Annotated in this window: 18 protein-coding genes and 1 tRNA gene; 8 read left to right on the top strand and 11 right to left on the bottom strand. The window is 52.2% G+C overall.

The genetic code is table 11. The features are described 5' to 3' along the window. The first annotated feature begins 71 nt into the window (after window positions 1–71). The 3 genes from BLP47_RS04720 (at window position 72) to BLP47_RS04710 (ending at window position 4,402) form a co-directional block, all read left to right on the top strand. Complete coding sequence (locus BLP47_RS04720) at window positions 72–3,677, top strand: efflux RND transporter permease subunit (RefSeq protein WP_091850869.1); 3,606 nt, start codon at window positions 72–74, stop codon at window positions 3,675–3,677. Window positions 3,678–3,702: 25 nt separating this feature from the next. Continuing rightward, window positions 3,703–4,302 carry an oligoribonuclease gene (gene orn, locus BLP47_RS04715; protein ID WP_091850866.1) on the top strand — a complete coding sequence of 200 codons (600 nt, stop codon included), beginning with the start codon at window positions 3,703–3,705 and terminating at the stop codon, window positions 4,300–4,302. 24 nt (window positions 4,303–4,326) lie between these two features. Continuing rightward, a tRNA-His gene (locus BLP47_RS04710) sits at window positions 4,327–4,402 on the top strand. 46 nt (window positions 4,403–4,448) lie between these two features. On the opposite strand, the gene gatB is transcribed toward BLP47_RS04710, so the two are convergent. Genes gatB through BLP47_RS04680 form a run of 6 tightly spaced genes read right to left on the bottom strand, consistent with a single transcriptional unit; the run spans window position 4,449 to window position 12,191 of the window. Then, window positions 4,449–5,948: an Asp-tRNA(Asn)/Glu-tRNA(Gln) amidotransferase subunit GatB gene (gene gatB / locus BLP47_RS04705; protein WP_091850863.1), complete on the bottom strand. Its 1,500-nt coding sequence runs from the start codon at window positions 5,946–5,948 to the stop codon at window positions 4,449–4,451. Then, on the bottom strand, window positions 5,948–7,450 hold the full coding sequence (gene gatA / locus BLP47_RS04700) for an Asp-tRNA(Asn)/Glu-tRNA(Gln) amidotransferase subunit GatA (protein WP_091850860.1): 1,503 nt from the start codon (window positions 7,448–7,450) through the stop codon (window positions 5,948–5,950). The genes gatB and gatA overlap by 1 nt, the downstream gene beginning before the upstream one ends. 3 nt (window positions 7,451–7,453) lie before the next feature. Further along, window positions 7,454–7,750, bottom strand: a complete 297-nt coding sequence (gene gatC / locus BLP47_RS04695; RefSeq protein ID WP_091850857.1) for an Asp-tRNA(Asn)/Glu-tRNA(Gln) amidotransferase subunit GatC — start codon at window positions 7,748–7,750, stop codon at window positions 7,454–7,456. 38 nt (window positions 7,751–7,788) lie between these two features. Continuing rightward, window positions 7,789–9,897 carry an NAD-dependent DNA ligase LigA gene (gene ligA, locus BLP47_RS04690; RefSeq protein ID WP_091850854.1) on the bottom strand — a complete coding sequence of 703 codons (2,109 nt, stop codon included), beginning with the start codon at window positions 9,895–9,897 and terminating at the stop codon, window positions 7,789–7,791. Then, window positions 9,890–10,996, bottom strand: coding sequence for a tRNA 2-thiouridine(34) synthase MnmA (gene mnmA / locus BLP47_RS04685; RefSeq protein WP_091850851.1), 1,107 nt, complete (start codon window positions 10,994–10,996; stop codon window positions 9,890–9,892). The genes ligA and mnmA overlap by 8 nt, the downstream gene beginning before the upstream one ends. Window positions 10,997–11,012: 16 nt before the next feature. Beyond that, window positions 11,013–12,191, bottom strand: a complete 1,179-nt coding sequence (locus BLP47_RS04680) for a cysteine desulfurase family protein (RefSeq protein ID WP_091850848.1) — start codon at window positions 12,189–12,191, stop codon at window positions 11,013–11,015. 57 nt (window positions 12,192–12,248) lie between these two features. On the opposite strand from BLP47_RS04680, the gene glgX reads away from it, so the two are divergent. From glgX to glgB, 3 genes are all read left to right on the top strand, one after another. Further along, window positions 12,249–14,306 (top strand): glycogen debranching protein GlgX, encoded by a 2,058-nt coding sequence (gene glgX, locus BLP47_RS04675; RefSeq protein WP_091850845.1) that lies wholly within the window; start codon window positions 12,249–12,251, stop codon window positions 14,304–14,306. A 79-nt stretch (window positions 14,307–14,385) separates the two neighbouring features. Beyond that, window positions 14,386–16,362 (top strand): alpha-1,4-glucan--maltose-1-phosphate maltosyltransferase, encoded by a 1,977-nt coding sequence (locus tag BLP47_RS04670; RefSeq protein WP_249883271.1) that lies wholly within the window; start codon window positions 14,386–14,388, stop codon window positions 16,360–16,362. Beyond that, entirely contained in the window at window positions 16,359–18,509 is a 2,151-nt protein-coding gene (gene glgB, locus BLP47_RS04665; RefSeq protein ID WP_091850839.1) for a 1,4-alpha-glucan branching protein GlgB, read from the top strand. Before BLP47_RS04670 ends, glgB begins: the two co-directional genes overlap by 4 nt. On the opposite strand, the gene BLP47_RS04660 is transcribed toward glgB, so the two are convergent. Both BLP47_RS04660 and BLP47_RS04655 read right to left on the bottom strand, forming a co-directional pair. Then, the gene (locus BLP47_RS04660; RefSeq protein ID WP_091850836.1) at window positions 18,506–19,345 is read right to left on the bottom strand and encodes a tetratricopeptide repeat protein; all 840 of its coding nucleotides are present in this window, start codon (window positions 19,343–19,345) and stop codon (window positions 18,506–18,508) included. The genes glgB and BLP47_RS04660 overlap by 4 nt on opposite strands. Next, window positions 19,342–21,051: a hypothetical protein gene (locus tag BLP47_RS04655; protein ID WP_091850833.1), complete on the bottom strand. Its 1,710-nt coding sequence runs from the start codon at window positions 21,049–21,051 to the stop codon at window positions 19,342–19,344. The genes BLP47_RS04660 and BLP47_RS04655 overlap by 4 nt, the downstream gene beginning before the upstream one ends. A 67-nt stretch (window positions 21,052–21,118) precedes the next feature. On the opposite strand from BLP47_RS04655, the gene BLP47_RS04650 reads away from it, so the two are divergent. Together BLP47_RS04650 and BLP47_RS04645 are read left to right on the top strand one after the other, a co-directional pair. Further along, the gene (locus BLP47_RS04650; protein ID WP_091850830.1) at window positions 21,119–22,204 is read left to right on the top strand and encodes a hypothetical protein; all 1,086 of its coding nucleotides are present in this window, start codon (window positions 21,119–21,121) and stop codon (window positions 22,202–22,204) included. Further along, window positions 22,188–23,240: an AI-2E family transporter gene (locus BLP47_RS04645; RefSeq protein WP_091850827.1), complete on the top strand. Its 1,053-nt coding sequence runs from the start codon at window positions 22,188–22,190 to the stop codon at window positions 23,238–23,240. Before BLP47_RS04650 ends, BLP47_RS04645 begins: the two co-directional genes overlap by 17 nt. Here BLP47_RS04645 and BLP47_RS04640 read toward each other — a convergent pair. Genes BLP47_RS04640 through BLP47_RS08460 form a run of 3 tightly spaced genes read right to left on the bottom strand, consistent with a single transcriptional unit; the run spans window position 23,237 to window position 24,822 of the window. Beyond that, window positions 23,237–23,947 carry an alpha/beta hydrolase gene (locus BLP47_RS04640; RefSeq protein WP_249883269.1) on the bottom strand — a complete coding sequence of 237 codons (711 nt, stop codon included), beginning with the start codon at window positions 23,945–23,947 and terminating at the stop codon, window positions 23,237–23,239. The genes BLP47_RS04645 and BLP47_RS04640 overlap by 4 nt on opposite strands. Further along, window positions 23,944–24,240: a hypothetical protein gene (locus tag BLP47_RS04635; RefSeq protein WP_091850820.1), complete on the bottom strand. Its 297-nt coding sequence runs from the start codon at window positions 24,238–24,240 to the stop codon at window positions 23,944–23,946. Before BLP47_RS04635 ends, BLP47_RS04640 begins: the two co-directional genes overlap by 4 nt. Beyond that, window positions 24,241–24,822 (bottom strand): transglycosylase SLT domain-containing protein, encoded by a 582-nt coding sequence (locus tag BLP47_RS08460; protein ID WP_157671495.1) that lies wholly within the window; start codon window positions 24,820–24,822, stop codon window positions 24,241–24,243. Window positions 24,823–24,861 lie beyond the last annotated feature (39 nt).

Raw genomic sequence — 24,861 nt, 5'->3', positions numbered from 1 at the left:
TGCCAGTTAATCTATGGGATTATTAAAGACTGCATGTTTAAAAATGCCAAAAACAAAACATAAGGAATCACTTGTTCATCCTCGCGAAACTTTCTCTTGCAAATCGTGCCGTAGTAGCACTCATCACCCTGATTGTCGGAGTCTTTGGCTTTTTGTCGGTTGGTTCCCTAAAGCAAGAGCTCATCCCCTCAATAGAAATTCCATCGGCTGCGATTGTCACCAGCTACCCTGGAGCAGCTCCAGAGGTTGTGGATGCGCAAGTTTCTAGACTTATAGAAAATGCAGTGATTGGACTTCAGGATCTGGAGTCAACAACTGTCACCTCAACTACCGGGCTCTCGGTGATCAGAATTTCTTTCGCTTTCGGCACCTCGACTGCCGATGCCAATGAGCGCATCAACACCGCGCTTCGATCGGTTGAGCAGCGATTGCCCCTGGACGTGAGTCCTCGGGTCATCTCAGGAAGCTTCGATTCCATTCCCATTATTGCTTTAGCAATTTCCTCTAATAACGGCGACAACGAGGCAATTAGCGAACTTTTAGCCGATGTTGCACCCGCACTATTTCGCCAAGTAGATGGGATTCGCGACATAGCGGTATCCGGTGGCAAAACCAAGCAGGTAAGTCTTGATCTGGACCAAGCAGCTCTGGCTAGAAACGGCCTCAGCGCTAGAGACATTTCCACCGCTCTTCAATCGAGCGGTTTGGTGCTTCCCGTTGGTTCACTAAATGACCAAGACGGATCAATCGCTATCCAAATCGGATCAGCAGTTGACACCGTTGCCAAATTTGAGGCCTTGCCCCTGATTTCTCCAATAGCAGGTTCCGGGGTTCTTAGTATTGGCGATGTAGCCACTGTGAGATACGAAGACTCCCCAGTCACCTCGATTGCAAGAACCAACGGCCTTGAATCACTCGCGGTCTCGATCACCAAAACACCCGATGGGAACTCTGTAGCGGTCTCCAACGAGGTGCAGGCTCTGATTCCAGATCTAATCGCTCAGCTCGGTGGCGAAGTTGAGGTCAACACCGTTTTTGACCAAGCCCCGTTCATTGAAAAATCCATCGAAGATTTGACAATTGAGGGCCTGTTGGGACTCACGATGGCCATTTTGGTTATCCTGGTGTTCCTGTTCTCCGTAAAGTCGACCCTGATCACCGCAATTTCGATTCCAACCTCTTTGTTGATCGCCTTCATCGGTCTTTCGGTAGCAGATTATTCGCTCAACATCCTGACCCTGGGTGCTCTGACAATCGCCATCGGTCGCGTGGTAGACGACTCGATTGTGGTAATTGAAAACATTAATCGACACCTTTCCTATGGTGAAAAACGTAAAAAAGCGGTCATTACCGCCGTCAAAGAGGTTGCTGGGGCAATTACAGCTTCCACAATCACCTCAGTCGCAGTCTTTTTGCCGATCGCCCTGGTTTCAGGTCTGATTGGTGAGCTTTTCAGGCCATTCGCTTTCACCGTTGCAATCGCACTTTTGGCTTCGCTACTGGTATCACTTACCATCGTGCCAGTCTTGGCATATTGGTTCCTGAGGACTCCTAAGCGTCTAGTTTTGGCCAAGGCCGAAGACCCAAAGAACTTCGGTGAAAAGCAGCGAGTCATAGAAGAGGAGCGCGAGAAGAAGAGCTTTTTGCAACGCGGCTACATTCCGATTCTAAATGGCACTCGCAGGCACCCTTGGCTCACAATCACAGCATCAGTTCTGCTACTGGGCTTTACGGTCGCACTCGTGCCGCAACTTAAAACTAACTTTATTGACGGTGGCGGCTCCAACCAGTTCAACGCTCGCCTTGAGATGCCTGCCTCTGCAACCCTTCAAGACGAAGATGAGGCGGCAAAGATCCTCGAGTCTCAGATTCTGGCCATTGAGGGCGTCGAGGTGGTTCAGACCACAATCGGTTCCGCCGCCGATGGCCGAGTCGCCTTCGGCGCATCACCAAGCGGTGTTGCAATGAACGTGATTGCCAATGCGGACTTCGATGTCGAGCTGATAAAGACCGAAGTTCTCAAGATCGAAGCTCCGCAAGACTCCGAGATCACGGTCTCTTCGGGCGGTGGTTTTGGCTCCTCGGAGACAGTGGACATCCGAATCCTTGCTAGCGATGAATCCAAACTGCAAGAGGCAGTTGATCTAATCGCCACTCAGATGCGCACTATTCCAAATATCACATCCGTGACAACCACGTTGGAGGCAGATGAGCGGGTCCTAGAAATAATAGTGGACCGCGTGAAAGCGGCGGAGGTCGGGCTCACGGAGACTCAGGTGACTGGAATCGTCGCCTCATCGCTAAGGCCTAGCTCGCTGGGCCAGCTAAATATTGAAGGCAAAGATGCTCAGGTTTATGTCACTGGGCAAACTACCCCAGAAACAATTGCAGACATCAGGGCGCTTTTGCTACCCAGCCAGCAAGGTTTTGTTGCACTTAGCAGCATCGCTAGCGTTCAAGAGGTACTGAAACCGACATCAATCACTTCGGAGCGTGGCGACCGCACCGCTACCGTTTCGCTGGCTCCAGAGGGAAATGACCTAGGAGCCATCAGCGCGGCTGTTACCGAGCAGCTCCTAAGCATTGAGTTGCCAGTAGGCATCGAGGCGAGTATTGGTGGCGCAGCAGCAGATCAGGCCGAATCTTTCGCGCAACTGGGCTTGGCGCTGTTAGCCGCAATCGCGATTGTTTATATCGTCATGGTCGCGACTTTCGGCTCCCTAATCCAGCCGCTACTGCTTTTGATCTCAATCCCCTTTGCCGCCACCGGCGCCCTGGGGCTTTTGCTGATCACTGACACCCCGCTTGGGGTGCCGGCGCTGATCGGAATGCTTATGCTGATTGGAATCGTGGTCACAAACGCGATTGTGCTCATAGACCTTGTGAATCAATATCGCAAGCGCGGATTTAGCGTCCAAGATTCGCTATTCAATGGCTCAAGGCAGAGACTACGCCCAATCCTGATGACCGCGTTAGCCACCATCTTTGCCTTGACCCCGATGGCATTTGGCCTAACCGGAGGAAGTGGCTTTATTTCTCAGCCGCTTGCCATAGTGGTTATTGGAGGCTTGTTCTCATCCACATTGCTCACTTTGGTTCTGGTTCCAACCCTCTACTGGCTGGTTGAAGGTCGCAAGGAACGCAAGGTCATCCGCGTGGAGCGCAAAGAAATCAAAGCCATAGCTAAGTCTGAATCATCCGCAGTAGTGCCGGGCTCAAACTCGGCACCCAAATCCGTGGATTCTCTTTCAGAAAACTCAATCCCGAGCGCTCCGAATGCCCCGAACCCGTCTTCAAAGGTGGTAACAACCACATTGGCAGAGTATGAAGCGCAACAGAAACAGTCGGCTACCCAGCCTCAGACTGTGAGTCAGGATGCCGACACCATACCGACCCCAAAAATAATTGAAGACGCGAGCCTGCCTTGGTCAGAGCAAAATGACGAAGTAGTGCTGGATGGCGAAAGCCAGATGGCCTGGAGTGAGCCCTCCAGCTCGCAACCCCCCATCCCGGCTACCTCAGAGGCGATGCCTGAATTCTTGCAGGAGGCGCAAGATCCAACAGGGCCACCCAAGCCGCTCTCGAAAAAGGAACTCAGGGCAGCTCAAAAACAAGAAAAAGCCAACATCAAGGCTCAAAAAAAGTCCGCCAAAGAGTCAAGGCATTCCGAAGACTAAGTCTTTAGGAATTGGGAAGGAATAAGTGGCTGACTACATAGTCTGGGTCGATTGCGAAATGACGGGGCTAAACACTTCGGTTGATGAGATCTGTGAGATTGCGGTTGTGGTAACAAACGACGACCTTATTGCAATGCACCCTGGACTCCAGCTGGTGATAAAACCGGGCAAAAAGGCCCTGAGAAACATGGGCGAGTTTGTCACAAAAATGCATACAGATTCCGGTCTGATAACCGAAATTCCAACAGGAATATCTGTAGCAAAAGCGGAAGCACTAGTGCTCGATTACATCAAGCAGTGGGTGACTGAGCGCTCCGCTCCCCTGGCCGGAAACTCCATCGGGACAGACCGAATGTTCATCAATCGGCAAATGCCAAACCTTGACCAATACCTGCACTATCGCAATATTGACGTCAGCAGCCTAAAGGAGCTTTCCAGAAGATGGTTTCCGAAAACCTATTTTCAGCTCCCTAAAAAGACCGGCAACCACCGCGCACTGGCCGACATCCTGGAATCCATCAAGGAGTTGCGCTACTACCGCGAAACCATTTTGGTAAAAGCCCCGGGCATTGATTCCCAATCCGCGAAGCAGGTAGCGGAATCGCTCAGCGCTGATACAATTTAGGAGTTCTGTTTCCATAAAGACATGGTGGGTATAGCTCAGCCGGTAGAGCACCTGGTTGTGGTCCAGGGGGCCGCGGGTTCAAGTCCCGTTACTCACCCCAAGTAAAAAAGCCGAGGATAACCCCTCGGCTTTTTTATTTTAAGTTACTACTTGGCTCTCTCCAAGATCAGCTCACGCACTCTGGCAGCATCGACCTGGCCGCGCATGGTCTGCATCACGGCTCCGATAACAGCCCCTGCGGCCTGAACCTTGCCCTCGCGAATCTTCTCGAGAACTTCGGGCTGTTTGGCCAAAGCCTCATCGATTGCTGCTATCAAAGCGCCCTCATCTGAGACGACCTTGAGACCACGCTTTTCAACAACAGCCTCTGGCTCACCCTCGCCGGCCAAAACCCCTGCCACAACATCCCTGGCCATGCGATCGGTAAGTTTGCCCGAGTCAATCAAAGCCTGAATCTTGGCGACCTGTTCGGGGGTAATTGCCAGGTCCTGAACTGCCGAATTGTTTGCATTGGCTAGTCTCGCAAGCTCACCGGTCCACCACTTTCTTGCCGATTGAGCCGAAGCGCCAGCTGCGACCGTGGCCTCGATTTGATCGAGTAGATCCGAATTTAGAACATCGCGGAACTCCAAGTCAGCAAAACCCCAATCCTGTTGAAGCCGCTTGCGTCGAAGCGCTGGGTTCTCTGGAAGAGTTTTACGAATCTCCTCGATCCATTCAAGGCTCGGCTGAACTGGAACAAGATCGGGTTCTGGGAAATATCGGTAGTCATCAGCATCAGATTTGGGTCTTCCGGAGGAGGTGTGGCCCCTGTCTTCGTGCCAGTGCCTGGTCTCCTGAATGATGCTGCCGCCGTTTGACAAAATGAATGCTTGGCGCTGAATCTCGTACTTCACAGCATTCTCTATGGAGCGCAAACTGTTGACGTTTTTTGTCTCAGTTCTGGTGCCCAACTTCTGTTGACCCTTTGGGCGAATCGACACGTTCGCATCGCAGCGAACATTGCCGCGCTCCATTCGGGCATCAGAGACGTTCATAGCCTTGACCATGTCTCGAATGTAACGAACATAAGTGGAAGCAACCTCGGGAGCCCTGGCTCCGGTTCCATAGACCGGCTTGGTGACAATTTCAACTAGTGGAACCCCGGCTCTGTTGTAATCGACCAGGGAGTATTCCGCACCCTGGATGCGCCCGGTCGCTCCGCCGACGTGGGTTAGCTTTCCAGCATCCTCTTCCATGTGGGCACGCTCAATATCAATTTCGAAAACTTCACCGTCTTCGAGTTCAATCGAAACCTTGCCCTCAAAAGCAATCGGTTCGTCGTACTGCGAGGTCTGAAAATTCTTGGCTAAATCCGGGTAGAAGTAGTTTTTTCTAGAGAATCTGCCGGTTGGTGCGATCTGACAATCCAAGGCCAAGCCAATCGCAATTGAGGACTCAATCGCTTTTTTATTGACCGCTGGCAGTGCGCCGGGTAGGGCCAAGCAGATTGGGCAAACATTGGTGTTTGGTGCATCACCAAAGGCATTCGCACACCCGCAAAACATCTTCGATTTGGTGTTTAGCTCGATATGAACCTCAAGGCCAATCACTACCTCGAATAACTCGAGAGCCTTTTCGTATTCCATTAGTTGTTCTTTAGCCATTAGAGCACCTCTAGGTTCGGAGCCTGAGCGATCAGCGGGGCTCCCCACTGATCAACATAAAGCTTTTCAATAATTGCGCCCGCTCGATACATCAGCGCATCCTTTTTGGCAGGGGCAAGAATCTGGACTCCAGATGGCAAGCCGTCCTCTTTGGCCAGACCATTTGGGACCGACATTCCAGGAATGCCGGCCATGTTTGCGGGGATGGTGGCAATGTCGTTTAGATACATCGCAATCGGGTCGTTGATCTTTTCACCGATCTTGAAGGCGGTTGTTGGTGCAGTTGGGGTAATCAAAACATCTACTTGACTGAAGGCTCTATCTAGGTCTTGCTGAATAAGAGTTCGAACCTTTTGGGCCGAACCGTAATAGGCGTCATAGTAACCAGAGGAAAGAGCATAGGTTCCCAGAATGATTCTTCTTTTCACCTCGGGGCCAAAGCCCGCCTCTCGGGTTTGCGCCATTACGCGCTCGATAGTCGGGTTTCCCTCCGGGGCAACCCTTAGCCCAAAACGAACGGAGTCGAATCTTGCCAAATTCGATGAAGCTTCTGCGGGAAGAATGAGATAGTAAGCGGCAATTGCGTATTCGAAGCTGGGGCAATCCACTTCGACAATCTCGACACCCTGATCTAGCAACTTTTGGACGGTGTCCTCAAAGAGCGCCTTAATGCCAGGCTGAAAAGCATCGGAGGAGAGCTGTTTTACAATTCCAACCCTTAGCCCCTTGACATCCGCATTGCGCACAGCCTCGGCCATCGACCCCAAAGATTCTCTAATTGAGGTTGAGTCGTGCGGGTCGTGCCCGGCAATGACATCTTGCAGCAACGCTGAGTCAAGGACCGTGTTCGATACTGGGCCGACCTGATCCAAAGAAGAAGCCAGTGCGATTAGGCCATACCTTGACACAGCGCCATAGGTTGGCTTGGCCCCTACGGAACCCGTCACGGCCGCGGGGAAGCGAATCGAGCCGCCAGTATCGGAACCAAGCGCGATTGGCGCCAGCATCCCAGCTACAGCCGATGAGGAACCTCCGCCCGATCCGCCTGGAATCCTCAGTAGGTCCCAAGGATTTCTAGATGGTCCGTAGGCCGAAAACTCGGTAGAGGAACCCATAGCAAATTCATCCAGGTTCGTCTTACCCAAAATTGGCAGCCGAGCAGCGCGAAGCTTCTTTACGACAGTCGCGTCATACTCCGGCATCCAACCCTCGAGCATCTTTGAGCCCGAGGTGGTTGGGGCATCCATGGTGGTTAGGTTGTCCTTCACGGCGATTGGTACCCCGTGCAGCGCGGAGAGAGTTTTGCCTTGAGCCTGCTCTCTGTCCGCAAGCTCAGCAGCCCTAATGGCGTTCGCACGATTCAGGTATAAAAAACTATTGGTCTTAGGGTTGAGCCTTTCAGCCCTATCAAAAAATGCGGTCGTTACCTCAACCGAGGAGACCTCTTTGGAAGCGATGAGCGAGGCCAGCTCACTTGCCGATTTTCTCGTTAGTTCTGACATTTATTAATCCTCATCCAAAATCGCTGCCACGCGGAACTTGCCCTCGGCACTGTCCGGAGCGGCCGAGAGAGCCTGAATCTGAGTGAGGGATGGCTCTATGGCATCCTCGCGGAACACGTTCACCATCGGGATTGGGTGGCTAGTTGCCGCTATTTCGCCCGATACCGCCTTGGTGACGATTGCAACTGAGTCGACAATCACATTCAGCTCAATAGCCAGCTGTTCGACTTCCTCATCGGTCACCAGGATTCGAGACAGTTCGGCTAGGTGCCTCACTAGATCGGGAGTAATTTCAGACATGCATCAGCTCAATTCAAGAAGATCGTGTTTTCTCAAGTTTAGTTTGAATTGCCTGCGGTGCGCTGGAGGAATTCCTGTTCGGAGATAACCGCAACACCCAGCTCCTGAGCCTTAATAAGTTTCGAGCCAGCACCGGGGCCGGCAACTAAAAACGCAGTCTTTTTGGATACCGAAGAGGCGGCCTTACCTCCAAGCTCGATAATCACTGCTTCCGCCTCTTCGCGGGTCATGGTTTCAAGACTCCCGGTGACCACAATAGAAAGCCCGGCAAATATTCCATTCTTTGAGGCGGACCCTGGGCCTAAGTGTCCGGGAATGGCTAGCTGCACACCCGCTTTCTCCCAGCGCTCCAGGATTTCTTTATGCCAATCAATCAAAAACCACTCGCTAATCGACTGGGCAAGAGTCGGGCCAACGCCTGCGACTTCGGAGAGTTCGAACTCGCTGGCCGCAAAGATTGCGCTCAAAGACCCGAAGTGCTCCGTTAGCGCCCTGGCGGCCACGGGGCCGACATGGCGAATCGAAAGCGAAACCAATATGCGCCAAAGCGCTCTGGTCTTAGCCTCCTCAAGGTTTGCCAGAAGTTTGATTGCCACCTCACCCGCTGAGCCGTCTTTGCGTGCAAAAAAATCAACAATCTTCGGATTTCCCAACGCATCATGTTTAGCAAGACCGGTATCTGGATCTAGCACCATCGACCTTATTGGTAGAAGGTCTTCCAGCTTTAGATCGAAAAGGTCTGCCTCTGAAATAACTGGGGGGATCTTTGGTTCAAGGGGTTGGGTCAGGGCCGCGGCCGATACGTAACCCAGGGCTTCGATGTCTAAAGCCGCTCGGGATCCGATGTAAGCGATTCGCTCCCTAAGCTGCGCCGGGCAACTTTTGGAGTTTGGGCAGCGCAGATCAACATCGGCCGAGCTGGCGCGAGCAAGTTTTTGGCCGCATTCTGGGCAATTCAATGGCATTTCAAACGCCGTTTCGCTTCCATCTCGAAGTGCCAATACTGGGCCCAGGATCTCTGGGATGACATCCCCCGCCTTGCGAATCGAAACCGTATCCCCAATCAGAATGCCCTTGGCCTTGACCTGGTCTTGATTGTGAAGGGTTGCAAACTCCACTTCGCTGCCGGCAACAAGAACCGGAGCCAAAACTGCAAACGGAGTAGCTCTGCCGGTTCGGCCAATCGAAACCCTGATATCCAGCAATTTTGTGTTCACCTGCTCGGGTGGATATTTATACGCGATTGCCCACCTGGGAGCCCTCGAGGTCTTGCCAAGCTCCGACTGATTTTGCAATGAGTCAATCTTGATTACCGCACCGTCTATCTCGTGCTCTACGTCATGCCGACTAGATTCCAAATTCGTTATGAACTCAAAAGCCGCTTCGGCGTCTTTCACGACCTCATAACGCTTTGTGGTGGGCAATCCCCAGCTCGCTAAAAGTTCATAGACCTCGGATTGGCTTTTGAGATTACCCTGCCAGGCCCCAAAGCCGTGCACCAGCATTCTCAGAGGCCTAGCTGCCGAAACACTCGGATCCTTTTGCCTGAGTGAGCCCGAAGCGCTGTTTCTCGGATTCGCAAAAACGGGCTTGCCGGCTTGTACAAGAGAGGCGTTCAGTCTTGCAAAATCCTTCAGACCAAAAAAGACCTCCCCGCGAATTTCGATGACTTCCGGGTGATGAGTTCCAGTCAGTCGATGGGGAATTCCTTTGATCGTGAGAGCATTCTGGGTGACGTCCTCCCCCACGGCTCCATCTCCCCTGGTGGCCGCCCTGGTAAGGACTCCTTGCTCGTAGGTTAGGCAAAGAGCAAGCCCGTCAATCTTGGGCTCACAAAGAAACGGGCCTTCCCCAACTCTCTTAGCCCATGCCAGAAAATCCTCTTTCGAAAAGGCATTATCGAGGCTGAGCATCGGCTCTAGGTGTTCAACGGGAGAAAATACTTCAGCAGCCTTGCCGCCGACGATTTGGCTGGGGCTTTGACTGTCGATAAGTTCAGGGTGATTCTGCTCGAGAGCCTTGAGTTCTTTTTCCAAGGCGTCGTATTCGTGATCCGGAATCAAGGATTCATTATTTTGGTAGTAGGCCATGCGATAACGCTGGATTTGACTGCGAAGCTCTTCAGCGCGCTCTGAAACTTTAGACACTTACCGAGGCTTTGCTCTTGGTCCTGTCAATTGTTACCTGGCCTAGAACCCTTGTACCAACGTAAAGCACTGCAGTTTGACCCGGTGCTACACCGTAAAAGGGTTCCCTTAGATGAATAATCATCTCGCCGTTGATGATGGCAGCCTGGGCTGGAACAGTATCGCCGTGGGCCCGCACCTGCACCTCGCAGTCAAAGAAGATACTCGGATCCAGTGGCGGCTTACCGCACCAAGAAAGCCTTGTGCCAGAAAGTTCTGAAATCTGCAACGCCTCTTCCGGGCCAACGATGATTTCTTTGGTAATCGGTCTGATCTCTAACACGTAACGCGGTTTGCCATCTTTGGCTGGTCTGCCAAGGTTCAGACCCTTGCGCTGACCAATGGTGAATCCAACGTGAGAATCATGCTCACCGATTTGATTCCCGTCTTGATCCAAGATGGTGCCGGGTTCGGATGGAACGAATTCTTTGAGCCAATCCCTGGTGTCGCCTTCGGGTATGAAACAGATATCATAGCTATCCGGTTTTTGAGCGACCGAAAGACCTCGATCCGCGGCCTCTTGGCGAATCAAATCCTTAGACGCGGTCGCCCCAAGTGGGAAATAGGAGTGTCGGAGCTGATCTTTATTTAGAACTCCGAGCACATAGCTTTGGTCTTTGGCCATGGCTAAAGACCGGTGAAGCTCCAAGTTGCCTTCTTCATCCTCTTTGATGCTGGCGTAGTGGCCGGTTGCAACCGCGTCAAAACCCAAGGCCAAACCTTTTTCTAAAAGGGCAGCGAATTTAATTCTCTCGTTACAGCGCATGCAGGGATTCGGTGTTCTGCCCGCCTGATACTCGGCGACAAAATTATCCACCACATCAAGCTTGAATCTTTCGGAGAAATCCCAAACGTAATACGGGATACCCAGTGTGTTAGCCGCTCTTTGAGCGTCCATCGAATCTTCAATCGTGCAACAGCCGCGGGAGCCAGTTCTTAGGGTTCCGGGCATCCTTGAAAGCGCAAGATGCACCCCCACAACTTCATGACCAGCTTCCACAGCTCGCGCGGCAGCAACCGCCGAATCGACTCCACCACTCATTGCCGCCAAGATACGCATGTTCAAAGTCTAATTTCTAAATAGCCCTGGAGGAAAGCCCAGCAAGAAGTGATTGCTCAAAACACGGAACAATGGCCTCAATAAAAGCATCCACATCGCTTTGAGTAGTGGTTCGGCCAAGCGTGATGCGCAGGCAAGCCGCGGCCTGAGCCTCTGAATAACCCATAGCCAAGAGCACGTGCGAAGGCGCTAGAACCCCGGCTTGGCAGGCGCTTCCCGCCGAAACGCTTATGCCGCGCTGATCAAGCAAAAACAAAAGTGAATCGCTTTGCACGCCATCAAAAATTAAGTGAGCATTATGTGGCACCCGATTCGCGCCCGGAGCTGTTCTCAGGGCACTTGGGATGGCCCCTAAGACCTCGCGCTCCAAGTGATCTCGCAATCCCACCAGCCTCTGCTCTCTGGGCGCCAGGTCTAATTGAGCTGCGCTTGCAGCAGCCGCGAAAGCTGCCGCAAGCGGGTAGTTCATAGTTCCAGAGCGCAGTCCGCGCTCTTGGCCACCACCATGCAATAAAGATGCTGGCTTTGCGCTTCTGGCAACTATCAAGGCCCCAACCCCAATCGGGGCACCGACCTTATGGCCGGAAATGGCCATCGAGGTAAGGTTCGAATCCTTAAAAGACAGCGGAATGTTGCCAAAAGCCGCTACCGCGTCGCTATGCATCGCGATACCAAGCTCTTTTGCTAATTTGGCAATCCTTGGCACATCGGTGATCACACCGGTTTCATTATTAACCCAGATCAAGCTGATCAGAGCGATTCTTGGGCTATTGGATCTAATAAATTCTTCAAGTGAGTCGATGGCTAGCATCCCGTTTGCCGCCAACTCCACGAAGTGAATCTCGGCTCCTTGTTCGGCTGCCAACCAAAGTGCGGGGTCTAACGCAGCATGGTGCTCTGCAGCGGAAGTGACGATTAGATTTTTTTGTGGGTCCTTATTATGAGCTTCCCAGTAGAGGCCCTTGATTGCCTCGTTATTGCTCTCGGTGCCTCCAGAGGTGAAAATGACTTCGCTGCGATTGCAATCGGCGGCTTTAGATATTTGATCCCTGGCATCTTCTAAAATGGCCCGAGTGCGTTGACCGTCAGAGTGCACGCTGGAGGGGTTTCCCAAGACCCCAAGGGCTTTTTCAAGAGCGACCATGGCCTCTGGCCGAAGCGGCGAAGTGGCGGCATGGTCCAAAAATATGGACATGGAATAAAGCTTAATTGCAGGAGGGGCTAAAGATCCCCAAGTATTCTTATCTCGGCCATGGAAATGTTAAACCCCGAACTCAAAAGCGACACTGCCCAATTGGGCATGTCCCTGATGGAGGGCGTCGGCACTTTCGGCGTCTGGTCAGATTCGGCTACCGAAATCTCTGTCAACATCTTGGATCCCGAGGATTCCAGCAGGGTGATTCACAAAATTCCTTTGGCAAAAGCGGATGCCGGGATTTTTTCGTTATCCGACGAACGTTTTTTGCCTGGTATTAAGTACGTTCTTCGCGCAGCCGGACCAGAAGGTCCGAGGCACGCTTTTGATAAAGACAGAAATTTGTTGGATCCCTACGCCAAGGGGCTGATTAGGGAGAACCCCAAGGATTACCACTGCGTTGCGGTTTCCCAAGACTTCGATTGGCAAGGGGTTAAAAAACCAGGAACCGCGCTCAGTGAAACAATCATCTATGAAGCCCACCTCAGGGGTCTCACTCGAATCAACCCGAATATTGATCCCGAGATAAGAGGTTCCTATGCGGCTCTTGGTCACCCGGCAACCATAAATTACCTTTTGAACTTAGGCATCACTGCGATAGAGCTTTTACCAATTCAGGCTTATATCTCGGAGCCGCGACTAGTGAATCTGGGATTACTGAATTACTGGGGCTACAACACCATCAACTTTTTCACCCCTCACATGCGTTACGCCTCTCGGGCCAATCGAGATGCGGGTCCGGAGGCGATTGCGCTCGAGCTCAAGACGGCAATAAGAGAGTTACACCGCGCGGGCATAGAAGTGTTGATGGATGTGGTTTATAACCACAGCGCCGAAGGGGGTCACAAGGGTTTGACCTACTCCTATCGAGGCTTAGATAACTCCAGTTATTACCGCCAGGACGATGAGGGCAATTACCACGACACAACCGGTTGTGGCAATAGCTTTGATTTTTCAAACCCGATGGTTCAGCGGTTGACCCTTGATTCGCTTAGATACTGGGCCAGCGAATACCAGATCGATGGCTTCAGGTTCGACCTGGCCACAACACTCGCTCGCGACGAGCACAACAACTTCGATAAAACGCATCCGTTATTAGATCGAATGCAAATAGATCCGGTTATTAGAAACACGAAGCTAATAGTGGAGCCCTGGGATGTCGGTCTTGGCGGCTGGCAAACCGGAAACTTTGCCCCTGGGTTTTCAGAGTGGAACGATAAGTACCGAGATTCGGTAAGAAAGTTTTGGCTTAGCGACGTCTCTAGGGCCAGGCAACAAGGCCAGCACAATAACGGGGTGCAGGAACTTGCCGGGATGATATCGGGCTCTCAGGAGATCATGAAGCAAGGTTCGCCGCTAAAAAGCGTGAACTTTATAACCGCCCACGACGGCTTTACCCTCAATGATCTTGTGAGTTATGACGCTAAACAAAATGCGGATAATGGCGAGCACAACCGTGATGGTGCAAATAATAATTCGAGCTTTAATCACGGCCCCGAGGGTGTTACCAACGATGAATCAGTAAATGCCCAAAGACGTAAAGCCGCTAGAAACCTGATGGGAACACTGCTGCTATCCGCGGGTGTGCCGATGATTGCAGCCGGAGACGAGCGGCTAAAGACTCAAAATGGCAACAACAATGCCTACTGCCAAGACAATGCCATCAGCTGGCTCGACTTTTCTCCAAGCGGGGAACAACTTGATTTTGAAAAAACAGTGGTTCACCTGATTGCTCTGAGAAAAAAATACCCCGCCCTCAGGCCTCGGCAGTTCACCACGCTCTCCCCACCCACCTCTGAGCTCGATCAAATGCTCTGGTTTAGTGCTTTGGGAGATCTGATGAGCGTCGATGACTGGCACAACCAAGAGCGCCGCACCCTGCAACGCCTGAGCTACAACCAAAACCAGGATGGCTCCAAGGAGGGTTTGCTCTTAGTAATCAGTGGGTCCGAAAAAACAAAAAGCATAATTCTCCCCTCACCAGAAGATGTCACTAGCTTTGAATTGCTCTGGGACAGCTCGCTGGAGACGCCGCCACTAGAAGAAGCCCACTTTGGCGCCGGGTCGAATATCAACATGAGCGCAACAAGCATGCAGCTTTTTTTAATTCACTAAATGTGCCAAGTTCTTTAGAATCAATAACCTTTTGGGGTTATTCAGGTCATTAGTCAAAAACTTTCACTAAATTGTGATTGTGGGCAATTACCAATCAAAAATCGGACGCATCCCAGTAACTAAGACCTGGCCGGTGGTGGATGCGGGGAAATACCCTGTAAAGGCTTTTTTGGGCGAAGTTATTGAGTTTGGCGCAGTGGCGTTTCGCGAGGGTCACGATCTAATATCTGTCGAACTCCTACTGACCTCCCCCAGCGGCAAAACTCGCCGCATTTCGATGAGCGAGGGTTCTCCCGGTAAAGATCAGTGGCAAATAAAGCTAGCACTAGAGGAACTTGGCAGTTATAGCTACCGGGTTGCGGCTAGTGCGGACGAATTTGAAACCTGGTTGCATAACACTCAACTGAAACTTGCGGCCGGGGTAGATCAAGAACTCATGATGCTTGAGGGTTTAGTTCTTATGGAGCGACTCGGCGCCGATGACAGCAAGGCCAAAAAAAGCCTTCAAGAGCACAAAAAAACCCTGCAGGACCAAGCGCTGACCCCGGCTCAGCGGCTAGAGAAGACTCTGCAGCAAGGCCTGCGCGAACTGGCGAATTCCCATCCGCTAAGGAGCCTTGAGACTCTGAGTGATCCAGTTGAGGTTTTGTGCGAGCGAAAACTCGCTGGAGCTGGAAGCTGGTACGAATTTTTTCCAAGATCCGAAGGAGCTATCAAAAATAAAGATGGCTCAATAACCTCGGGCAACTTCAAAACCGCCATAAAGTCTCTGCAGCGAGTGCACGAGATGGGCTTCGAGGTCTTATATCTACCACCAATTCACCCAATTGGTAGCGCCCATCGCAAGGGGCCGAACAACACTTTGAACGCATCAACCAAAGACCCTGGCTCACCCTGGGCTATCGGGAACGAATCCGGTGGTCACGACTCGATTCATCCAGAACTTGGAACCGAAAAAGATTTTAAAGCCTTCTTGCAGGCCGCAAAAAAACTCAATATCGAAATCGCTCTCGACCTAGCCCTGCAGGCCTCCCCCGATCATCCGTGGGTGAAATCGAACCCGGAGTGGTTTACGAGATTGGCCGATGGAACAATCGCTTATGCCGAAAACCCGCCGAAGAAATATCAAGACATTTACCCGATTAATTTTGATAACGATCCGGAGGGTATTTACCAAGAGGTTCTAAGGATTATGACCAAGTGGATTGGTTTGGGAGTTTATATTTTTCGAGTGGACAACCCACACACCAAGCCCGTTAGCTTCTGGGAACGACTAATCAAAGAGGTTAATCAAAAAAACCCCGAAGTCATATTTTTAGCCGAAGCCTTCACAAGGCCCGCCATGGTGCACGCCCTTGGGAAAATCGGCTTCCAGCAGAGTTATAACTATTTCTCCTGGCGGAATTCAAAAACCGAGCTAGCTGAATACCTAACAGAATTGGCAAGCGATTCGGCTGACTTTCTGAGGCCAAACCTATGGGTCAATACCCCTGACATTCTGACTCAGTATCTGCAATTTGGGGGCAAGCCCGCGTTCAAGATTCGTGCCACCATCGCCGCCACTTCAGGCGCTAGCTGGGGAATGTATGCCGGGTTTGAACTTTACGAGTCGGTAGCCAGGCCCGGGGCCGAAGAGAACATTGACAGCGAAAAATTTGAGATCAAGCTGCGAAGCTGGCCTGCGACCGAAGACCCGGCCTCGCTAATGCCAAGGGTGAAGCTACTAAATCAAATTCGGAAAGCCAACCCTGCCCTAGGTCAGCTGCGCAATCTCAGGATTCATCAATCTGATGATTCGGAAATCCTGGTCTACTCCAAGCACCTAGCTGCCGAACATAATGGTGGTGAGGCAAACACCATTTTGGTTATCTGCAATACGGACCCGCATTCGATAAGAGAGACCAGAATTCACCTGGACCTCAGCGAACTTGGGGTTTCTGGTGAATTCTTGGTGGTGGACCTAATTACCGGAGCCGAATTCAATTTCGGTGAACACAACTACGTGAAGCTAGATTCATTTACCGAACCTGCCCATATTCTTAAAGTTTTGCGATGAAGCGCGAATTTCAAGAACTCGCCGAGGGTTCTCATCACAATCCTCATGAAATCCTTGGGATTCAGGTCCTGCAAGGAACTTGGCGACATCGAGCCCTCAGGCCCTTTGCAAAAAGTGTCTGGCTCGAAACTGCTACCGAAAGGTTCGAGCTCACTCACCAAGAAGCCGGAGTTTGGGAGCTCAGCCAAAAAGGCAGCGCTCCGAGTGATTTTAGAATTAGGGCCGTTTATGAAAATGCGCCCGATTGGCTCACTAGCGATTCTTACAGCAAGGACCCGACAATTGGAGAGCTAGATCTTCATCTGATTACTGAGGGCCGGCACGAGGAGCTCTGGAAAGCTCTCGGTGCTCGATTGATTAGCTCCAAGGACTCACTCGGAGACACCAGTGGGGTGGCTTTCACTTTATGGGCCCCGAATGCGGTCGCCGTAAAAGTGGTGGGGGATTTCAATTCTTGGGATGGCACTTGTTACCCCATGCGCTCGATGGGTAGCTCGGGAGTATGGGAGCTCTTTATTCCAGGAGTTGGCTCGGGGGCGCTTTATAAATTCCAGATTAAGACTAAAAATGGCAACTGGCTAACCAAGATTGACCCAATGGCACAGCGGACCGAAACTCCCCCGGCCACTAGCTCAGTAGTTACTCAATCCAAATATCAATGGCGAGATCAAGCCTGGTTGGCCAAGCGTGCCAATACCGACGCCCTCAAGGCTCCCATGAGCACCTACGAGCTCCACCTAGGGTCTTGGAGTGCGATAAAGAACTACAAAGAGGTCGCACCAAAACTCATCGCCTATGTTCGCGAGCTTGGATTTACACACGTGGAATTCATGCCGCTAGCGGAGCATCCGTTCGGGGGAAGTTGGGGTTACCAAGTAACCGGGTATTACGCACCGACCGCGCGTTTTGGAACGCCTGACGACCTGCGGTTTTTGATAGACGAGCTACATAACGCCAATATCGGTGTGATTCTGGATTGGGTTCCCGGCCACTTTCCAAAAGACGACTGGGCTCTTGCTCGTTTTGATGGTGAGGCGCTTTATGAAGATGCCGACCCAAGACGGGGAGACCAACCAGACTGGGGAACCCACGTTTTCAACTTCGGCCGCACCGAGGTTCGCAACTTTTTAGTTGCCAATGCGAACTACTGGCTCGAAGAGTTTCATGTCGACGGCCTGAGAGTCGACGCCGTAGCCTCCATGCTCTATCTGGATTACAGCCGCAAGGACGGAGACTGGCTCCCGAATGAATTCGGTGGTCGGGAGAATCTGGATGCCATTAGGTTCTTGCAAGAAACCAATGCCACCGCTTATAAAAGAAACCCCGGAATCATGATGATTGCGGAAGAATCGACCGCCTTCCCGGGAGTATCGGAACCCACCGATCGAGGTGGGCTAGGGTTTGGGTTTAAGTGGAATATGGGCTGGATGCATGATTCTTTGGAATACATCCAGCGTGACCCGATGTATCGAAAATATCACCATGGAGAGATCACCTTCTCGATGCTCTACGCCTACGACGAGAAATTTGTATTGCCAATCAGCCACGATGAAGTAGTTCATGGCAAAGGCTCACTACTAAGCAAGATGCCCGGCGATCACTGGCAAAAACTGGCAAATATGCGCAGCTATTTAGCTTTTATGTGGTCACACCCGGGCAAAAAACTCTTGTTTATGGGTCAGGAATTTGCGCAACCTTCAGAGTGGTCGGAGTCGAGGGAGCTAGATTGGTGGTTATTGGAGCATGCCCCCCATCAGGGGATGCAAAAATTGGTTTCCGACCTAAATCGGCAGTACCTAAAAAACCCAGCCCTATGGGAGCTGGACCATCAGCCCGAGGGCTTCCAGTGGATTGACGGCGGCAATGCTGATCAAAACATTCTGAGTTTTCTTCGATTCGATAAGGCAGGAAACCCAATGGCGGTCGTGGTGAACTTCTCCCCCAATCCGCAGCATGATTTTCGAATCGGCCTCCCCAGCCCGGGTACTTGGCAAGAACTGATTAATACCGATTCAGAAGCCTATGGGGGCAGCGGGGTCGGGAATTTTGGGGCAGTTATTACAGAACCAATTTCGCATAATGGTCATGGCCAGTCGGCCCGGATTAGCGTCCCACCGCTGGGGGCAATTTGGTTCGTGCTGACCTAAAACATCAGCATGCTCAGCCGCTTTCGGGCCGCCAGCACCTCAGGATGAACATCCCCAACCACCACAAAAAGCGATATCAGTCGATCTCTAATGGCTTCGCGATTCTCGAAGTCTTCGGCGAACCTATCCAGCAATAGTCCAAAGGACCCAGCCGAATCTCCGGCGAGAAAAGCCTGGTCAGCCGCAAATAAGACCTGGTTCAAAGGATCCAGCCCAGGTTCGAGTTGCATCCTGATCATTAGTTCAACCTGGGCAAGCCCAGCGATGGCGTCGTTGTCCTTGGGATATTCCACAGTGAGCTTTTCATAGATGAGCTTGGCACCTTCAAGGTCACCACGCTCAATCGCCTCATAGGCACTTTGGTGCTCAGGAGAAAGTTCTGGTTCGGCCTTGGGCGGAGCTCCTATCGAGAACCTCGCCGTCAGGCTGTTCTGCTTCGCAAGCTCTAAAACCTGCTGCAAAACTTTTAGGATTTGCTCCTGAGTAGCTTCGCCCTTGAATAAGGGTGCGGGCTGGCCGGCTAAAATTGCCAACATCGCGGGGGCCTGGTTGATCCCCACCGCCTGCGCTAGTTCAGGGTTCGCCACTAGGTCAACTTCCAATCCCGCGAAACGGCCCTCGGATTTAGAAAGAATCTCCGCCAAGAGGGTTCTTACCCTGAGGGATTCCTCGCTGGCATCGGAAATCAGCATTAGCACCGGGGCGCTCTCGGATAGCTTGAGGTAGGAACGCAGAGTGGCCTCGTCGGCCCGCACCAGCCAGCCGGCTACCGTTAATCCACCCACTGGTTTTGCGGAAAGGGCTGAAAGATCAAATGCTGCGCCAAAATTCGTCATCGGACTCCAAGGGTTATAGCGGTTAGAAGTTGTTGGGTCGCACCCAAAAGCGTAACTCTGGCATCGGAACCGGCAATCGGAACATGAAACAGGAGCATTGCGCCGTAGCGGGTTTCAATCCCAGTGGCAGAGCCACCAGTGCCGAGCATGATGGCTTCATCCCCCGAAATGGCCACCGCATCCCCGGGCAGCTTTGGAATTATCGTGTAGGTATCGGTCATATAAAGACCAACCAGCGCACCTCCATCCACAGTGGCCAAAAGCACCGGCGCATCATTAGAGAGAGCGTGAGCAAAATCAACGTTCGCATTGCTTAGAGTTTCGGCTAGGCCGCGTTGCACGGCAGACACATCAACTATGTATTGATTCTCGCCATCCAGCACACTTGCCCAAGGTGAGTCAAGCCCTTCATTCAGCAGCCCTCCAACGGCCTCCGGCAAAACCTCCGGGGCAACTTGCAAGAATCGGCTGTCCGGCTTCACGGCATTAGCCCCCACGGTTTCAGCCGCTACCTCGGGAAATACGGTGTCGGGCAATAGGTCCATGTATTGGTAAAGCCTAAAACTATCTCTGACGCTGTCTTGCCTAAGCACCAATAGCTGCAATCGATCATCAGCACCAGTCACCACCATTACCGAGCGCGGCCAGGTATCAGTTGCGGAGGGTAAAAAAAGCTGAATGGGGGAAGCAAGAATCGGCTCAGGACCAGAGCCATCGTCTTTTTTGCGAGCCAGGTTGTAAGCAGATCGCCTAACAATCAGAGCTGGGCCATCCACTCTCGCCTCAAGACTCTCTCGATCCAGATTCTGATCCGAAGCCGCTACCGCTAAGACAATTTCGTTAAGAATTCTCTCCAGTTGAGATTTAGTCATCACCGGGGTGAGAATGTCAGAGGCGGCAGATGGACTCGGGTTCAAAACTGGAGAAATGTATTCCGGGGCGCAGCCCGCCAGAAGCACCGGGGTCAACAAAAGGGCTATAAATCCAGCTCCACGGGCTGCCCTTCTCTCACTCACTGGACCGGGGCCAGCCTGAGAGAGAACCTTAATTCTGCCACCGCGTCTTGGTGGCTTGGGGCCCTTGCGCCTGGTTGGGCGGGAATGCTTGTTGTAATACCAAAAGGCCCAAACCGCCAATCCCGCTCCAATGAGCATCAAAATCAGACCAATCAGCACGATCGGAGCCACTGGATTTGGCTCGTTCGGCAAGTCCCAAATCACGCGAACCTCACGCGGGGCCAACTCAAAACCGGTTGTTGCGATTAGCAAAGCTGTTTCATTCCCCTCCGGGATTATTAGGCTTGCCACATCTTGCTCAAGAGAAAAATCCCGCCAAATATCCGAGCCGACCGGATCTGCCAATTCGCCATCACCTGGGATTTCGAGCTCGGCGAGCTGCACAGTCTCGGTTTGTGGGTTAACTCTTAGAGCGAGCCTGGTGAACTGAGTGTTTCCAAGCCAAGCCTCGATATCCGATTGACGAGCGGCCCCTAAAAAGACCTGTCCGCTTTGCTCGGCTCTCACGCGGACCTCCCCGGCATATGAAGTGAGCACGTTGTTGGGAATCATCACAAAGTTGGTTTGCTGCTCAATGCTCTGATTGGCAATGATCATATCCAAGGGTCGGTTGTCTAGCTGACTGACCAATCCCACTGCGGTGAGCACCAGGCCCAAGCAGAAGGTGGTGATTGCTAGCCATAAACGCATAGGGGTTCCTCATAGGTAGACTTTGTTAGCCTTCACAAGTTTACCCACAGGCTACAAAGGACCCGCCTTGCCGCAAGAATTCAATCGCTTTGAAATAGTTCGCAAAGGTTACGACCCTGCGATGGTTGAGCGTGAAATAAACGAAATAAATTCCGAACTGGTTCGTCTCAATGAGCTAACCGTGGAATCTCAAACCGCACTCAAAAACGCCCTGGCCAGCCTGGAAGAAGCCCAGCTAACCGTTAGTCAAACCGAGAAACCAAACTTCGCTGCCCTGGGGTCCAAAGCCGCCATGATTCTCTCAAATGCCCAGCTGATCGCAACCGAGTTAGAACAAAATTCCCAAATAGTCGCTCAGCAAATAACTGCGAGGGCAGAACTGGCCGCCGTTGAACTGGGAGATCAGGCCGAGTCGAACTACGAGGCGACAATCATTGAGGCAAATCGGAGAGCCTCAAGAATCCTGAATATTGCCGAATCAGAGGCAAAGCAGATTCTTGAGCAAGCAACCAAAGATTCGCAAAGCCTCACCCGCGCCAATGAAATTCAGAATGCCCAAGCCAGAGGACTTGCCGCTACTGAAGTAGCGGCCCTGCGGGCAACCACCAAGCGCGAAATAGACTTGCTGAGCGCAAAACTCGAAGCCGACTATGCTGCAAAAGTGAACCTCATAACCAACGATTTGGACCTTCAGGGGAAACTAAAAGAAAAACAGCAGGCTAAGCTCGAGGCCGCCCTGGCGGCTCGTCGACTAGACGCCGAGCAGGAGTATCAAACCAAACACCAGGAGGCCGTAGCCACCACCCAAGGCTACCTAGAAAGCGCAATCGCCGACCTATCCGGTCTCAACCAGAGCATTGCAGGACTGCGCCTTGAGATCGAGACCCTTGAGTTGCAGGCCGCGAGCTCGCAGCGCACAATTTTGCAAGAGGCCAGAGATCAGGCGGAGGCCCTGCTGCACGCAGCCCAGATCGAGAGCCGAAACTTGACTCAACTAGCGAATCTCAACGCTAAGGACATCGAGCGCAAGGCCGAGCAAAATATCACCCTCTTGCAAAATCAAACGGCGGCTATCGAGACATATCTTGAAAACCTGCGTAACTTGGTAACTGAGCAATTGAATCAAGGGAGAGATCATGGAACAGCGCACTAGATTATCTAACCCATTTCAGATCGGGCTCCTCGGTGGCTTGGGTGTATTGGTCGCGATTGTATTGGGTGGCGCGTTCCAGCAGATCGCGACAATCTTGACCTACGTGGGCATCTCACTGTTTCTGGCTCTGGGACTGGACCCCTTGATCAGGGCGCTTAGGAAAGCAAGTTTGCCTAGGCCGCTGGCGGTGGCCATTGTTGTGACCGGATTCTTGGGCACGGTAGCACTTTTGGTTTGGGCTATTTTGCCAACCGCTGTAACCGAGGCTGGGAAACTAGTTGAACGCATTCCCGCCATTGCAGAGACCCTAGTGTCTACGAATTTGGTTTCACGCCTCGATGACCAACTCGGTGGTGGAATCACTCAGGCTACGGACTCCGCAATCACCTTTATTACAAATAGCGATAACTGGCCGGCATTAGCGGGCGGGCTTTTGCAGGTCGGCATTGGAATCATCTCGGGCTTAGTTGGCTTTGTCATTGTCGTTATCTTGACTCTTTACTTCATGGCTTCACTTGAACCAATGAAGGACTACCTAGCGAATTTGGTTTCAGCATCAAAGCGAGAGCGGTTTAGGAAAATAACCGATCAGGTGGCTCTCTCGGTGGGTCGCTGGCTGATGGGGCAGACCTCCATCGCGCTGATACACGCCATCGCACTCTTCATATTCCTCACCATCATGCAAGTGCCATTTGCGCTCCTGTTATCGCTGGTGGCTTTCTTATTGGCCTTGATTCCGCTGGTTGGTGCCACCGCATCGGCAATCCTGGTGACCAGCGTTTCTTTTGTCTCTGGGACCCAGACCGCGATCGTGGTTGGAATTTATTACCTTATTTACCTTCAGCTTGAGGCCTACCTAGTGAGCCCAAGAGTGATGCGCAGGGCCGTTTCTGTTCCCGGAGCTCTAGTGGTTATTGCGGCCCTGATTGGCGGAACTTTGGTTGGAGTGCTGGGAGCGCTAATCGCGATTCCGGTGGCCGCCTCGGTTTTATTAATTGTTCGTGAAGTCTGGATACCTAAGCAGCAGTTGCGCTAAAAAGTAGTCGGCAATGGCCCCGAGCCCGGTGCCACAATTTCTGCAATACCGTTGAGCACCCTTTTGGTGGCAGACTCCCCTACCCAAAGATGCTTTTCACCATCGAATGCAATCACCTTGGCCGAATCCACCACCCCAAAGCGGATTGCTGCCTCCTGGGGTCTGAGGTAATCATCGAGTTCCGGAACAAAGGCAATCAGGGGCTTTTGAGTCTGATTCCATGCCATTAGGTCTTGCTCGGTGGCTCGATGAAGTGGTGGCGATAAAAGAATTGCCCCAATTATATGGTTTTCGGGTCCATACCTAATGGCTAGTTCGGTCCCAAAGGACCAACCGATCAGCCAGGGGGTTGGAAGACCACGATCCTCACAAAATTGAATCGCAGCCGCAACATCGAACTTTTCAGAATTACCCGAGTCAAATGAACCTGTTGATTTACCCCTGGGTGACTCGGTTCCCCTGGTGTTAAAGCGCAGCACCGCGACATTGATTAGCGCGGGAAGACGATTGGCTGCCTTGCGAAGAATGTGCGAATCCATAAACCCACCGTGGGTTGGAAGTGGATGAAGAGTCACCAGAGTTGCCACCGGTTTCCCCGTTAGCGGCATCGCCAGCTCCCCAACCAACACTTCACCATCTTGCGTATGGAGCTCGATATTTTCTCGGATAGCCGGGAGCTCGGTGGCTGCCCTGATTTCCTGGCTCAAAGTAGCTGCCCATCGAAGAGTTTCCAGCAGTGGTTGTGAAAATGTCTTCTAGTCTCAACACCACGATGTAGATCCCAGGCGACCGTGTGCGTGAGGCCCTGCTCAATGGAAATTGAGCAAACCGGACACATCCAGGTCTTGCCGGCTTCAGCATTGCCTCCAGAGGACTGCTGCACCGAAAATTCAATACCGCGCTTTAGCTCGGTCTTTGGGATGGAAGTGCGAACCCGATTTAAATCTAGATCTAGCGCCTCGGGCCGCCTTGAGCGCTTTCGAGAGCGATTGGGGTTCATTTAGTACCAGTTGTTCTCATCGGAGTGGGCTAACGCTCCGCAAGGAGAACTATAGCGACTCGATATATAACCCAATCCCCACTTAATTTGAGTCTCCGGGTTGGTGCGCCAATCGGCTCCGGCGCTGGCGAGTTTTGAGGCTGGCAGGGACTGCGGAATCCCATATGCACCGGAGGAGCTGTTTGTCGCATTGACTCTCCAGTTACTCTCTCGCTCCCAGAGCTTTACCAAGCAGGAAAACTGGTCGTATTCCCAGCCCTTGGCAGTTACCAGCTTGAGAGCTACGCCCTTGGCGGTATCGGGCGAAGGGTAAGGGGCAGAATTCACAAAGAGCTTGCTGGCCTTCGCTCCGGAGACCAATTCGAATCCGCCACGGTCAAACCCATCCCCCGCGACTTGCACAATTTTTAATTGCTGATTATCGCGGTCATCCTGCTCGAAGGCCTGCATTGTGCTGGCCGAGGCAAGGTTTCCGGAGTAAGGATCGACAGCGGAAACCATGACTAACCCGGCAACAAAAAAGAAGCCCAAAGTAGGGATAGCTGAGCGGCGATTCGCACGCTTAGCCGAGTGTCTTCCCATGAAGCTCCTTGTTATTCGGCCATAAGCCTATGCGTTGAT

Source organism: Candidatus Aquiluna sp. UB-MaderosW2red (genome assembly GCF_900100865.1).
Classification (GTDB): Bacteria; Actinomycetota; Actinomycetes; order Actinomycetales; family Microbacteriaceae; genus Aquiluna.
Note: the sequence above shows the minus strand (reverse complement) of the source record. Positions and strands in the feature narration are given on the sequence as shown.

Excerpts from the sequence above, each read along its gene's own strand:
- BLP47_RS04660 (WP_091850836.1), bottom strand. The coding sequence starts at position 19,345 with ATGACGAATTTTGGCGCAGCATTTGATCTTTCAGCCCTTTCCGCAAAA.
- BLP47_RS04645 (WP_091850827.1), top strand. The coding sequence starts at position 22,188 with ATGGAACAGCGCACTAGATTATCTAACCCATTTCAGATCGGGCTCCTC.
- gatB (WP_091850863.1), bottom strand. The coding sequence starts at position 5,948 with ATGGCTAAAGAACAACTAATGGAATACGAAAAGGCTCTCGAGTTATTC.
- BLP47_RS04655 (WP_091850833.1), bottom strand. The coding sequence starts at position 21,051 with ATGCGTTTATGGCTAGCAATCACCACCTTCTGCTTGGGCCTGGTGCTC.
- gatA (WP_091850860.1), bottom strand. The coding sequence starts at position 7,450 with ATGTCAGAACTAACGAGAAAATCGGCAAGTGAGCTGGCCTCGCTCATC.
- glgX (WP_091850845.1), top strand. The coding sequence starts at position 12,249 with ATGGAAATGTTAAACCCCGAACTCAAAAGCGACACTGCCCAATTGGGC.
- glgB (WP_091850839.1), top strand. The coding sequence starts at position 16,359 with ATGAAGCGCGAATTTCAAGAACTCGCCGAGGGTTCTCATCACAATCCT.
- BLP47_RS08460 (WP_157671495.1), bottom strand. The coding sequence starts at position 24,822 with ATGGGAAGACACTCGGCTAAGCGTGCGAATCGCCGCTCAGCTATCCCT.
- mnmA (WP_091850851.1), bottom strand. The coding sequence starts at position 10,996 with ATGCGTATCTTGGCGGCAATGAGTGGTGGAGTCGATTCGGCGGTTGCT.
- BLP47_RS04635 (WP_091850820.1), bottom strand. The coding sequence starts at position 24,240 with ATGAACCCCAATCGCTCTCGAAAGCGCTCAAGGCGGCCCGAGGCGCTA.
- gatC (WP_091850857.1), bottom strand. The coding sequence starts at position 7,750 with ATGTCTGAAATTACTCCCGATCTAGTGAGGCACCTAGCCGAACTGTCT.
- BLP47_RS04680 (WP_091850848.1), bottom strand. The coding sequence starts at position 12,191 with ATGTCCATATTTTTGGACCATGCCGCCACTTCGCCGCTTCGGCCAGAG.